Raw genomic sequence first — 13,036 nt, 5'->3', positions numbered from 1 at the left:
ATGTTAGGCTTTACGTTCTAATTCGCTCATTACATCAACTAATACCTCAACGCTTTCTAATGGTAATGCGTTGTATAAAGAAGCTCTGTATCCACCAACAGATCGATGTCCGTTTAAACCATTAATACCCGCTTCTTTACAAAGAGCATCAAAAGTTTCTTTAAGGTCGTCATTAACTAAATTAAAAGTTACGTTCATGTACGAACGATCTTCTTTTTTGGCAAACCCTTCAAATAATGGATTTATATCTATTTCTGAGTATAAAAGTTTTGCTTTACGTTCGTTTAACTCTTCTATAGCAGCAATACCTCCCATGTTTTTTAACCACTGCAAGGTTAGCATAGAAACATATACCGGAAAAACAGCAGGAGTGTTAAACATACTACTTTTGCTAATGTGAACTTTATAATCCATCATAGATGGTATTTTACGTTCTACTTTCCCTAATATGTCTTCTTTTACAATAACAAGTGTAGCTCCTGCAGGCCCCATATTTTTTTGAGCCCCGGCATAAATTAAATCAAACTTAGAGAAGTCTAATTGCCTTGAGAAAATATCAGAACTCATATCGCACACCATTGGTACACTTGTATTAGGGAACTCTTTTATTTGTGTACCGTAAATTGTATTGTTACTGGTACAATGAAAATAATCTACATCATTAGGAATGGTGTAATTTTTGGGTATATGATTGTAGTTGTCTTTTTTAGACGAGCCCACCTCTATAACTTCGCCAAAAAATTTAGCCTCTTTAATGGCTTTATCTGCCCATGTACCGGTGTTTAAGTAAGCAGCTTTTTTATTTAACAAATTATATGCAACCATTAAAAACTGAGTGCTTGCACCACCTTGCAAAAAAAGCGCCTTGTAGCCTTTGCCTTGTAAGTTTAAATGCTCTAAGGCAAGCGATCTGGCTTGCTCCATTACATCTACAAAATCTTTACTTCGATGTGAAATTTCTAACAACGATAAGTTAGAATTATTAAAGTTTAAAACCGCTTCTGCAGCCTGTTTAAATACTTCTTGAGGTAAAATACACGGACCGGCACTAAAGTTATGTTTTTTCATAGTAACGTTAATTACGTTTTGTGGTTGCTTATTGCTTTACAAAGGTGCTAATTTTGAAATTATTTTGAGACATTACTACACAATATTTATTATAGATTTATTAAAAAATCTACTGTATCTATACCGTCTGCATAATCTGTTAAGCTTGGCTGTTGCGTTTTACCAAAAGGGACTTCGGTTTCTATAAAATTGTTGGCAACAATACACTGTATTTTATTAGTATCTTCAGTAAGTTTCTGCTTTAGTGTATTTAAATCTGTGTACTTTTCATAAAATGCAGTTGCAATAGGAGAGGCATATTGGTTGTCTTCTTTTAACATAAAAAAGCCATTCTCTAGAATTTTAAATTGACTCATTAAATATACAGCCTTGTTGTAATCGTAATTGTTCTCGTATTTTTTGTAATTGATTATTGAATGATATTTATAAATTCCTTTAAAAAACTTATCAAAATCATAATTTACAGGTACAAATAATTTAGATACACTACGACACCCCAATCCAAAATATCTAAAAATATCTTCGCCTAAAGCTTCTAATTGCTCTTGGGTTTCATTGCCTTGTAATACTGCAACAGAATTTCTGTTCTTTCTAATTATGGCAGGTTTGTTTTTAAAATAATATTCAAAATACCTTGCTGTATTATCACTTCCGGTTGCAATAACAGCATCAAAATCAGAAAGTTTTTCACTCGTGAAATGAATTCGTCCTTTAAAATCCGGAGAAACAGTTTCTAAATACTTTGCTAATATTGGTAGTAAGTGTTTGTCGTTTGATGAAAGTTTAACCAACACTTTGTGCCCGGTTATAAGCACGCTTAAAAAATCGTGAAATCCCACCAACGGAATATTACCCGCCATAACTACAGCTACAGTTTTAGAACTTGTATCTTTAATAGTGTAGGAGGTAAGCCACTTAGTTAAAGCATCTTCTGTGAGTGTGTTAGCCCATTGCTTGCATGCAAAGGCTAAATTATCTGGAGTAAACCAACCGTTAGAAATTTCTGCAAGTTTTAATTGATTAGAAAACAAATCAAAAAAAGTATCGTTATGAGGTACAGAATTATCTTTTGTTGGTTTGGTTGTTGCAAATTGTTGTAAAAAACTTCCTAATTTAACAAAAGCTTGTATTCTAGATTTTAGTGCTGTCATTATATTTGTTCAGTATATTAAATGGCGTTATTTTTGCAGCTGCAAAGTTACGCAAACTAAAAAGAATGTTATGGCTATTATTATAACAGACGAATGTATTAATTGTGGTGCCTGCGAACCTGAGTGCCCAAATACTGCAATTTATGAAGGTGCAGACGATTGGCGCTATGCAGATGGCACTCAATTGTCTGGAGATATTGTGTTACCTAACGGCAAAACTGTTAATGCAGACGACGCACAAACACCTATATCTGATGAAATTTATTACATAGTTCCTGATAAATGTACAGAATGTAAAGGTTTTCACGAAGAGCCTCAATGTGCTGCAGTTTGTCCGGTTGATTGCTGTGTACCTGATGAAGATAATGTTGAAACCGAAGAAGAATTGCTGGCTAAACAGCGTTTTATGCACCCAGATGAGTAAAAATTTATCTTTGCTTTTAATAAAAAACCCGAGCAAATAGCTCGGGTTTTTGGTTTTGGTTGGTTAGTATTACGGGTTGGTTATTTACTAAAAGTTAAACGATAATCTGCTGTAGTAGTAAGCACCACCGAATCCCATCTGTACAGAATCCCAGTAACCACCACTCTCAGTCCAATCGTCTTGCTGATCCGGATATACGTTAAACAAGTTATTTGCTCCTACGTTTAGTTTTAACCCTTCGCAAAGTCTAAAACCAAACACAACATCGGTAACAATTTTTGGAGAATAGGTATCTGTAGCTGCTGTTACTAGACTATCAAATCCTCCATAATCTGCCGGATCTTCGAACATTTGAAAATCTAATAACTCTATTTCACTAAAGCGAGTTAATGCTAAACCGGCATCAAACCAATTTTTGTTATAATTTACATTAAGCGTGAACTTACTATCAGGAGCAGAAGCTAATAAAAAGGCCTTATCGCGCTCACCAAAAAAGGTTTGCTCATCTAAATTTCCGTTTTTAACTTCTTTAATCTTCATGTCGTTCACATTACCAGTAAATGTAGCAGAAACACTACTATTATCTGCAAAATTCTTTCTCCAAGATAAAACCACATCTAAACCGGTTGTTTGCGTATCTGCACCGTTAGCAAAGAATTGTGCAGCAGCAACATTAGGAATCTGTGGAGCATCAAAATTACCGGTAAGTACAATTCTGTCTTTAACATCAATAAAATATCCATCAACAGTTGCAGTAAAATTGCCAAAGGTTGCGGTAAATCCTAACCCGGCATTCACTGCTTTTTCTTCTTTTAACGGACCAATACCGAATGATGCTGTTACAGGGCTGTTATTTGGTGATAACAGTTGGTCTAAAGGCTGCCCACCAATAAAGTTTGTAAAGCGTAAATTGTAATAAATTTGAGCTAAAGATGGTGCTCTAAATCCGGTACTCACAGAACCTCTAAGATTAAAATTATCTGATGCTTTAAGACGCATTGCCAATTTACCATTAAGAGTGCTACCAAAATCACTATAGTTCTCAAAACGAGCTGCTGCACTTAATAAGAAAGCTTCAGACAAATCAAATTCACCATCTGCATATAATGAGAAGTTAGAACGGCTTCTGTCTACCTCATTAGCAGGGGCATACCCGGGGAATCCTTGAGAACCTCCCGGTCTTGGATCTCCCGAATCTGGATCTGTGGGCTGTGTTTGATTTGCAGGATCTGTTATTAATAGTCCGTTAACATCGTAAGTTCCCCAAGAGCCTTCTTCGCCGGCAAAAATTACAAAGTTCTCTGTTCTGTACTCTGCACCAAAAGCCAAGTTCATACCATATAAAACATCATCGTAGTACTTAGAGAAATCTAAGTTTATGGTATTCTGACTTAAACTATGGCCACCGGCATCAAAATCAGTTGGAGAGCTTTCTTGTAATGATGCGTTAAGTGTTCCTTTAATGTAGTAGTGAAAATTGTTTTTTCCGTAGGTATTACTCAAATCTACTTTCCAACCGCTAGCCAATTCAGATCTAAATCCGGCTGCAACAGAATTGTCAATAATGTTTGATGTAATTCGAGGAGTAAAGCCATCCGGATAAATTTCAGGAATTACACGAGCCCCACCATTTCTGGTAAATGCATAAGCATCGGTATCTCTGTAATTTCTTCCTCCAAAGGCATAAAACTCTGCGTTTTCAGAAATTGGCACAGAAGCGTTAACCATAAAATTAAATCCGTCTATAGCTGCTTCACCAAAGCCTTTTCTGAAGTCGAATGCCGGACGTAAGGTTTTATTTTTGCTTACATACTCTGCTGTTATGTTAATAAAACCGTTTTCGCCAATTCCAACTCCATAGTTAAAACCGGCTTTAAATGAGCCTCCATCAAAGTTCTGATCGTCTCCTATTTGGTTTCCGTCTTTATCGGTATCTAATCTAAAACCATCAGTATTCCATACTCCGTAGTTACCATCGGTAAAATCGCTGGTATCTACATTTGCATTCGTACTGTAAGCCCCATAACTAACAAAACCGGTAACTTCGTCCGTTTTGTCTTTTAAAACAATGTTTATAACACCTGCAATAGCATCAGAACCGTACTGGGCAGCAGCACCGTCACGTAATATTTCTATTCGTTTTATAGCTGCAGATGGAATGGCATTTAAATCAGTTCCGGTATTACCTCTTCCGCGTGTTCCAAAAATATTAATTAAAGAAGACTGGTGACGTCTTTTACCATTAATTAAAACTAAGGTTTGATCCGGACCTAAACCTCGCAAAGTTGCAGGATCTATATGATCTGCACCGTCTGCACCAGACTGCTTATTTGCGTTAAAAGAGGGTGCTGCATATTGTAGCAGCTCATTTACTTCAATCCTTCCACTTTGTGTGGCAACTTCAGATACGTCTATAACATCTACAGGTACAGCGGTATCTGTAGCAGTACGTTTAGGACTACGAGAACCTACTAACTGTACTTCGTCTAAAGCAACACCTTCAGATAATAATACATTAATAACTGATTGCCCGGAAACAGCAATCTCTTTCGTGGTAAAACCAACGTAGCTAAAAATCAATGTGGCATCAGATGCAACTGATATTTGATAATTACCGTCAAAATCAGTTGTTGTACCATTTGTTGTTCCTTTTTCTACAATGTTTACACCTGCTAAAGGCACTCCATTATCGTCTGTTACTTTACCCGATACTGTTTGCTGTGCAACAGCTATCGAGATAGAAAAAAGAAACGCTAAAAAACAACTGTAAATAGATTTCATAAGCATTTTTGATTGGTTAATAGGAGCTAAAAGTATTAAAAATTTTGTTTTTTTTAACATTTTAATCCTTACAAAACAACTAATTATAAATGCTATATTTGCGCCGATTTTAAAATAAACCTTATGAAAGCCGGAATTGTAGGATTGCCAAACGTAGGAAAATCTACCTTGTTTAACTGCCTATCTAATGCAAAAGCACAAAGTGCAAACTTCCCGTTTTGTACCATAGAACCCAATTTAGGAGTTGTAAATGTACCCGATGAACGCTTAGAAAAATTAGAATCTTTAGTTAAGCCAGAAAGGGTAGTGCCGGCTACTGTAGAGATTGTAGATATTGCAGGATTAGTTAGAGGAGCAAGCAAAGGAGAAGGACTAGGAAACCAATTTTTAGGAAACATTAGAGAATGTCATGCTATTATACATGTATTGCGTTGTTTTGATAATGATAACATTGTGCATGTAGATGGTAGCGTAGACCCGATTAGAGATAAAGAGACTATAGACATAGAGCTACAGTTAAAAGATTTAGAAACTGTAGAAAAGCGCCTGGATAAAGTTAATAGAGCTGCCAAAACAGGTGATAAAGAAGCGCAAAAAGAAAAAGCCGTTTTAGATAAGTATAAAGCTGCCTTAGAGCAAGGTATATCTGCTAGAGCAGTAGAAGTATCTGAAGAAGAGTTTGAATTTGTAAAAAACTTACAATTACTTACGGCAAAACCTATTTTATACGTTTGTAATGTTGATGAGGCTTCTGCAAAAACAGGAAATGCTCATGTTGAGCGTGTTAAAGAGGCGGTAAAAAATGAAAACGCCGAGCTAATTGTGCTTGCGGTAGCTACAGAAGCCGATATAGCCGAATTAGAAAGCTACGAAGAAAGACAACTGTTTTTAGAAGATTTAGGTTTAGAAGAAGCCGGGGTATCTAAATTAATTAGAGCTGCATACAAACTGCTTAATCAACAAACCTATTTTACTGCCGGAGAGAAAGAAGTTAGAGCCTGGACGATAGATGTCGGAGCTACTGCACCACAAGCTGCCGGAGTAATACATTCTGATTTTGAAAAAGGGTTTATTAGAGCCGAAGTAATATCGTATGATGATTATATTAAATACGGTAGCGAAGCTAAAGTTAAAGAAGCTGGAAAAATGCGTGTAGAAGGAAAAGAGTATGTTGTACAAGACGGAGACATTATGCATTTTAGGTTTAATGTTTAGGCTGTTTTTACATTTTTTTGCTTAAAATAGATGAATAATGGCTTCAAAACTTGCTGATTGTAAATAAATAAGCCGGTTTGTTAATTACTTTTAAACCTGCCGGGTTTTATTTATAAGATTGAGTTGTTATATTAGCAACATATCCTAAATCTCCGTTTATGGCACAAACAGCTCAATATACCGAAGACAATATACGCTCGTTAGATTGGAAAGAGCATATTAGAATGCGTCCCGGTATGTATATTGGTAAGCTGGGCGATGGTTCTACTGCAGATGATGGTATTTACATTCTACTTAAAGAGGTGTTAGACAACTCTATCGATGAGTTTGTGATGGGCGCCGGTAAAACCATCGAGATTTCTATAAAAGACAATCAGGTTACCGTTAGAGATTATGGAAGAGGAATACCTCTTGGTAAAGTTGTAGATGTAGTTTCTAAAATGAATACCGGAGGTAAATATGATACCAGAGCTTTTAAAAAGTCAGTTGGGTTAAACGGAGTAGGTACTAAGGCTGTTAACGCCCTTTCTTCTTATTTTAGAGTAGAATCTAATAGAGACAATCAAACAAAGGTTGCAGAGTTTAGTAAAGGAGAACTCACTAATGAGTCGCCCGTAGAATCTTCATCAAAACGAAAGGGTACAAAAGTAAGTTTTGTTCCGGACGAAACTATATTTAAAAACTTTCGATTTAGAACCGAGTATATAGAACGTATGATTAAAAACTATGTGTACCTTAATCCGGGGCTTACCATAGTTTTTAACGGTCAGAAATATTATTCAGAAAACGGACTTAAAGATCTTTTAGAAGATTCTACCAATGCAGACGATATGTTGTATCCTATTATTCATTTAAAAGGAGACGACATAGAGGTTGCAATAACACACAGCAAAACACAGTATAGCGAAGAGTATCATTCTTTTGTAAATGGCCAAAACACCACACAAGGAGGAACACACTTAAGTGCCTTCAGAGAAGCAATCGTAAAAACAATTAGAGATTTTTACGGTAAAAACTATGATGCTTCAGATATTAGAAAATCTATCATTGCGGCTATCTCTATTAAGGTTATGGAGCCGGTTTTTGAGTCGCAAACCAAAACAAAACTCGGCTCTACAGAGATGGGAGGAGGCTTACCTACCGTTAGAACCTATGTAAACGATTTTGTTGGGACTAACCTTGACAATTTTCTTCATAAAAACCCTGAAGTAGCCGAAGCAATTCAGAAAAAAATATTACAAGCAGAGAAAGAGCGTAAAGAGCTTTCCGGAATAAGAAAGTTAGCGCGTGAACGTGCTAAAAAAGCTAGTTTACACAATAAAAAACTACGTGATTGTAGAATACATTTAAACGATTTAAAAAACGAAAGACGTTTAGAAACCACCCTTTTTATTACAGAGGGAGATTCTGCATCGGGTTCTATTACTAAATCTCGTGATGTAAATACGCAAGCTGTTTTTAGTTTACGAGGTAAGCCGTTAAACTCTTACGGTATGAGTAAAAAGATTGTTTATGAAAATGAAGAGTTTAATTTGCTTCAGGCAGCTTTAAATATAGAAGAGTCTATGGAAAATCTTCGGTACAATAACATTGTAATTGCTACCGATGCCGATGTAGATGGTATGCATATAAGACTCTTATTAATAACGTTTTTCCTGCAATTTTATCCGGAGTTAATAAAAGAAGGTCATTTATACATTTTACAAACCCCATTGTTTAGAGTTCGTAACAAAAAACAAACCATTTACTGCTATAGTGAGGCAGAAAAACGAGAAGCAATAGAAAAACTTACCGGTAAACCTGAAATTACCCGCTTTAAAGGATTGGGTGAAATATCTCCTGATGAATTTAAACATTTTATAGGAGATGATATTCGTTTAGAGCCGGTTATGTTAGACAAGGCTATGTCTATAGATAATTTATTGCGTTTTTACATGGGCAAAAACACTCCAGACAGACAAGAATTCATTATAGATAATCTTAAAGTAGAACTTGACGTAATAGAGGAAGAAGAGCTATAAACCAGTTAATTGTGTTTTATTTACATGGAAGAAAATCAAGATTCTTTTCTAGCCAATAATCAATCAGAAGATAACAACCAAAACTCTATAACCCGTGTAACGGGAATGTACAAAGATTGGTTTTTAGACTATGCTTCGTATGTAATTTTAGAGCGTGCCGTACCTGCCATGGAAGACGGTTTTAAGCCTGTTCAGCGTCGTATAATGCACGCATTAAAAGAACTAGACGACGGGCGCTACAATAAAGTAGCAAATGTTGTAGGGCACACCATGCAGTACCATCCCCACGGTGATGCCAGTATTGCAGACGCCATGGTGCAATTAGGGCAAAAAGACTTGTTAATTGATACGCAAGGTAACTGGGGAAATATTTTAACCGGAGATGGTGCTGCAGCATCAAGATATATAGAAGCCAGGCTATCTAAATTTGCTTTAGAAGTTGTTTATAGCCCAAAAATAACCAAGTGGCAATTATCGTATGACGGCCGAAAGAAAGAACCTGTACATTTACCGGTTAAATTTCCATTACTGTTAGCACAAGGAGCAGAAGGAATTGCAGTAGGTTTATCAACCAAAATACTTCCACACAATTTTAATGAGTTAATAGACGCCTCTATCAAGCATTTAAAAGGCAAAAAGTTTACGCTATATCCAGACTTTCCTACAGCCGGAATAATGGATGTTACTAACTACAATGATGGGGAACGAGGTGGTAGAATTAGAATTAGAGCCAAAATCTCACAGTTAGACAAAAACACGCTGGTTATTACAGAGATTCCGTATGGCACTAACACATCGTCTTTAATAGATTCTATTTTAAAAGCTAATGACAAAGGCAAGATTAAAATTAAACGTATTGAGGATAATACTGCTGCGCAGGTAGAAATTTTGGTGCATTTACCTTCCGGAATTTCTCCGGACAAAACCATTGATGCACTTTATGCATTCACGGCTTGCGAGACATCAATATCTCCGTTAGGTTGTGTGATTCAAGATAACAAACCTCATTTTTTAGGCGTATCAGAAATTCTTCGCCGCTCAACAGACAATACTGTTCAGTTATTAAAATCTGAGCTCGAAATTCAATTACAAGAGTTAGAAGAACAGTGGCATTTTGCATCATTAGAGCGTATTTTTATAGAAAATAGAATTTATAGGGACATTGAAGAACAAGACACTTGGGAAGGCGTACTTAAAGCTATAGATAAAGGATTAAAACCACATACAAAACACCTCAAGAGAGCGGTAACAGAAGAAGATATTGTTAAACTAACGGAGATTAGAATAAAACGGATTTCTAAGTTTGATATAGACAAGGCAAAACAATTTATTGAATCTCTTGAAGATAAAATAAAAGAGGTAAAGCATAACTTAAATAACCTTATTGAATACGCTATAGACTATTTTACGCATCTAAAAAAGACCTACGGAAAAGGTAAAGAGCGTAAAACCGAAATTAGAGTATTTGATGATATTGAAGCTACTAAAGTTGTAATTAGAAATACAAAGCTTTACGTTAACAGAGAAGAAGGTTTTATAGGAACTTCGCTCCGAAAAGACGAATACGTTTGTGATTGCAGTGATATAGATGATATAATTGTTTTTACCCGCGACGGTAAAATGATGGTTACTAAAGTAGACAGTAAAACATTTGTAGGTAAAAACATTATTCACGTAGCTGTATTTAAAAAAGGAGATAAGCGCACCATTTACAATATGATTTATAAAGACGGTAAAGGTGGTGCAAGCTATATAAAGCGTTTTTATGTAAGTGGTGTTACACGAGACAAAGAGTACGATTTAACTCAAGGTAAAAAACAATCTCAAGTACTTTACTTTTCAGCTAACCCGAATGGTGAAGCCGAAGTAGTAACCGTAAATCTTAGACAAGTAGGAAGCATAAAAAAACTAAAATGGGATTTAGATTTTGCCGATGTTCTAATTAAAGGGCGTAACGCTAAAGGTAATATTGTAACCAAATACGCTGTTAAGAGAATTGATTTAAAAGAAAAAGGAGTCTCTACCTTAAAACCCCGAAAAATATGGTACGATGATGTAGTTAGACGCCTAAATGTTGATGGCAGAGGAGAGCTTTTAGGCGAGTTTAAAGGAGAAGATAGATTGCTAGTTATTACGCAATCCGGTTTGGTAAAAACAATAATCCCGGAGCTTACTACGCATTTTGATGATGATATGATTGTGCTTGAAAAATGGAACAGAAAAAAGCCTATATCTGCTATTTATTTTGATGGCGAAAAAGAACGTTTTTATGTAAAGCGTTTTTTAGTTGAAAATGAAAATAAAGAAGAAATTATTATATCAGAACATCCAAAATCATATTTAGAAATTATTTCTACAGATTGGCGTCCTCAAGTAGAAGTGAGTTTTGCTAAACCCAGAGGAAAAAGTGCCAAACCCAATATGGTTGTTAATTTAGAAGAATTTATTAGTGTGAAAGGAATTAAAGCCCAAGGCAACCAGCTCACACCGGATAAAGTAAAAAATATAGACTTGCTAGAACCGTTGCCTTACGAAGAAGTAGAAAACAAGCCCGCAGAAGACATTGAGGTAGTAGAAGAAGAGGAAGTTAAAAGCAATGATAAAAGCGGTACCCAAAAAAATAAAGACGGTGAAAGCCAAATAACATTACCCTTAGATTAAAAAAAGCGCCTAAAAAGGCGCTTTTTTGTTGAATAATGAGATTTATTATGTGGTTTCGCTTTTTCTTCGCATTCTCATATTTAAAAATTCCACTAAAAGAGAAAAAGCAATTGCAAAGTATAAATATCCTTTAGGAATAGAGCCAATACTTTGTCCGAAAATTTGAGTATGAGACATATGTGCACCTTCTGTAATAAGCATAAAACCAATTAAAATTAAAAACGATAAGCCTAATAATTGTACTGAAGGATGCTTGCTTATAAACTCTCTGATTGGGTTTGCAAATACCATCATTATAATAATAGAAATAACAACGGCAATAACCATTAAAACTAGTGCATCATTAGGGTTGGGAGAGATGTTATTTGTCATTCCCACAGCCGTTAAAATAGAGTCTATAGAGAAAATAAAATCTATTATTATAATCTGCACAATTGCATTAGAAAGCGTAGAGATATTTCTCTTCTCTAACGCATCTTTATCATGATCGGGAAGTTCTACTTTTTCATGAATTTCTGAAGTACTCTTGTAAATTAAAAATAAGCCCCCGGCAAATAAAATTATAGCTTGCCAGCTAACATCTATGGTAAGCCAAGAGGTGTTGATAAAATAAAAAGGCTTTTTAAGCGATACTAAAAACGATACTGCAAATAATAACAATACACGTTGAACCATAGCAAGCAAAAGACCTATATTTGTTGCTTTTCGCTGTTGTTTTTTTGGGAGTTTATTAGCTGCAATAGATATAAATACAATGTTGTCTATCCCTAACACGATTTCTAAAAAAGTGAGCGTAAGCAATGCTACCCATGCATCAGCTGAAGTTAATATTTCGAACATATTATTTTATTTTTTTAGCGATTCCACGTTGTTTTTTAGAGCTACCAACAATACCATATTCAAAAGTATATTCATTATTTTTTGTAGTTAAAATTTTAATATGAATAGCCTTTTTCTCGGCCATATTTTTGGGATTATTTTTTTTTAAAATGTACTCACAATCATTAACCCATTTAATTAAAGAAGAGTCTGTTTTGCCTTGAAAATAATCTATTTCTAACGTATCATTTCTAAAAAAAGTAGTCGTTTGTTCTATACCGTTTACTGTTGCGGTAAATGTAAATGTACCGGTTTTAAATTTAGAGCAGTTTTTTTCTTGTTGGTAACAGCTTACAGTTAAAAAAGATGTTAAACAAAGGTATAATAAGGTTTTTTTCACTGTTTTTATTTGCAAAGTAACTAAATTTTTTTGTCAAAAACCTCAAAAGTTCCGTCCGTATAGAAAATAATCACCTTAGTAATTTCTTTAGCCGTTTGCTCTATGCTAGTATTTGTTTGTTTTGTTTCATAAATATTACTTTCAGAATCAACAGAAGGGAAGGATCCCTTACCATTTAACAACCAATACAAATTTACTTCTTCAAAATTTTCTACAACTTTCATTACAAAATCTAAACTCGGTTTGTTTCGTCCTGAGAGAATATGCGAAACACTAGAACGCTGTACTCCAATTTTATCTGCAAAAGCAGAAGCAGACAAAGAATAGTACTGCATAATTAATTGTAACCGATAAGCAAATTGTTCTGCATTAATCATATTACAAATGTAAAATATTTACTGTTTACTATTGTAAACTTTATTTAAATTAACGTCACTAAAAAACATTAGGCGACGCCAAAAAGTTTAAACTATAACTTTAAATTAGATGTCATAAA

Annotated in this window: 10 protein-coding genes; 4 read left to right on the top strand and 6 right to left on the bottom strand. The window is 35.0% G+C overall.

The window, feature by feature from the left end:
* Window positions 1-3 precede the first annotated feature (3 nt).
* Entirely contained in the window at window positions 4-1,068 is a 1,065-nt protein-coding gene (gene serC / locus ACZ5CF_RS08555; protein WP_464578868.1) for a 3-phosphoserine/phosphohydroxythreonine transaminase, read from the bottom strand.
* A gap of 89 nt (window positions 1,069-1,157) precedes the next feature.
* Window positions 1,158-2,219 (bottom strand): acyl-CoA reductase, encoded by a 1,062-nt coding sequence (locus tag ACZ5CF_RS08550; protein ID WP_464578867.1) that lies wholly within the window; start codon window positions 2,217-2,219, stop codon window positions 1,158-1,160.
* 70 nt (window positions 2,220-2,289) lie between these two features.
* Here ACZ5CF_RS08550 and ACZ5CF_RS08545 point away from each other — a divergent pair, with 70 nt between their 5' ends.
* Complete coding sequence (locus tag ACZ5CF_RS08545) at window positions 2,290-2,643, top strand: 4Fe-4S dicluster domain-containing protein (RefSeq protein WP_464578866.1); 354 nt, start codon at window positions 2,290-2,292, stop codon at window positions 2,641-2,643.
* Between the two features lie 87 nt (window positions 2,644-2,730).
* Here the strand turns inward: ACZ5CF_RS08545 and ACZ5CF_RS08540 are convergent, their stop codons facing one another.
* Window positions 2,731-5,424, bottom strand: coding sequence for a TonB-dependent receptor (locus tag ACZ5CF_RS08540; RefSeq protein ID WP_464578864.1), 2,694 nt, complete (start codon window positions 5,422-5,424; stop codon window positions 2,731-2,733).
* Between the two features lie 123 nt (window positions 5,425-5,547).
* On the opposite strand from ACZ5CF_RS08540, the gene ychF reads away from it, so the two are divergent.
* The 3 genes from ychF to ACZ5CF_RS08525 all read left to right on the top strand — a co-directional run bounded on the left by ychF (window position 5,548) and on the right by ACZ5CF_RS08525 (window position 11,321).
* The gene (ychF, locus tag ACZ5CF_RS08535; protein ID WP_464578863.1) at window positions 5,548-6,639 is read left to right on the top strand and encodes a redox-regulated ATPase YchF; all 1,092 of its coding nucleotides are present in this window, start codon (window positions 5,548-5,550) and stop codon (window positions 6,637-6,639) included.
* 158 nt (window positions 6,640-6,797) lie between these two features.
* A complete protein-coding gene (locus tag ACZ5CF_RS08530; RefSeq protein ID WP_464578862.1) occupies window positions 6,798-8,660 on the top strand; it encodes a DNA topoisomerase IV subunit B in 1,863 nt (620 codons plus the stop codon).
* A 24-nt stretch (window positions 8,661-8,684) separates the two neighbouring features.
* Window positions 8,685-11,321 (top strand): DNA gyrase/topoisomerase IV subunit A, encoded by a 2,637-nt coding sequence (locus ACZ5CF_RS08525; protein WP_464578861.1) that lies wholly within the window; start codon window positions 8,685-8,687, stop codon window positions 11,319-11,321.
* A 45-nt stretch (window positions 11,322-11,366) separates the two neighbouring features.
* Here ACZ5CF_RS08525 and ACZ5CF_RS08520 read toward each other — a convergent pair whose 3' ends face one another.
* The 3 genes from ACZ5CF_RS08520 to ACZ5CF_RS08510 are packed head-to-tail and all read right to left on the bottom strand — an operon-like array spanning window position 11,367 to window position 12,917.
* Window positions 11,367-12,161 (bottom strand): TerC family protein, encoded by a 795-nt coding sequence (locus ACZ5CF_RS08520; RefSeq protein ID WP_464578860.1) that lies wholly within the window; start codon window positions 12,159-12,161, stop codon window positions 11,367-11,369.
* Between the two features lies 1 nt (window position 12,162).
* Entirely contained in the window at window positions 12,163-12,540 is a 378-nt protein-coding gene (locus ACZ5CF_RS08515; protein ID WP_464578858.1) for a DNA topoisomerase IV, read from the bottom strand.
* A gap of 20 nt (window positions 12,541-12,560) precedes the next feature.
* Complete coding sequence (locus ACZ5CF_RS08510) at window positions 12,561-12,917, bottom strand: helix-turn-helix domain-containing protein (protein WP_464578857.1); 357 nt, start codon at window positions 12,915-12,917, stop codon at window positions 12,561-12,563.
* Between the last annotated feature and the right edge of the window lie 119 nt (window positions 12,918-13,036).

It is taken from the genome of Lutaonella thermophila (genome assembly GCF_055387725.1).
Note: the sequence above shows the minus strand (reverse complement) of the source record. Positions and strands in the feature narration are given on the sequence as shown.

Excerpts from the sequence above, each read along its gene's own strand:
- serC (WP_464578868.1), bottom strand. The coding sequence starts at position 1,068 with ATGAAAAAACATAACTTTAGTGCCGGTCCGTGTATTTTACCTCAAGAA.
- ACZ5CF_RS08550 (WP_464578867.1), bottom strand. The coding sequence starts at position 2,219 with ATGACAGCACTAAAATCTAGAATACAAGCTTTTGTTAAATTAGGAAGT.
- ACZ5CF_RS08545 (WP_464578866.1), top strand. The coding sequence starts at position 2,290 with ATGGCTATTATTATAACAGACGAATGTATTAATTGTGGTGCCTGCGAA.
- ACZ5CF_RS08540 (WP_464578864.1), bottom strand. The coding sequence starts at position 5,424 with ATGAAATCTATTTACAGTTGTTTTTTAGCGTTTCTTTTTTCTATCTCG.
- ychF (WP_464578863.1), top strand. The coding sequence starts at position 5,548 with ATGAAAGCCGGAATTGTAGGATTGCCAAACGTAGGAAAATCTACCTTG.
- ACZ5CF_RS08530 (WP_464578862.1), top strand. The coding sequence starts at position 6,798 with ATGGCACAAACAGCTCAATATACCGAAGACAATATACGCTCGTTAGAT.
- ACZ5CF_RS08525 (WP_464578861.1), top strand. The coding sequence starts at position 8,685 with ATGGAAGAAAATCAAGATTCTTTTCTAGCCAATAATCAATCAGAAGAT.
- ACZ5CF_RS08520 (WP_464578860.1), bottom strand. The coding sequence starts at position 12,161 with ATGTTCGAAATATTAACTTCAGCTGATGCATGGGTAGCATTGCTTACG.
- ACZ5CF_RS08510 (WP_464578857.1), bottom strand. The coding sequence starts at position 12,917 with ATGATTAATGCAGAACAATTTGCTTATCGGTTACAATTAATTATGCAG.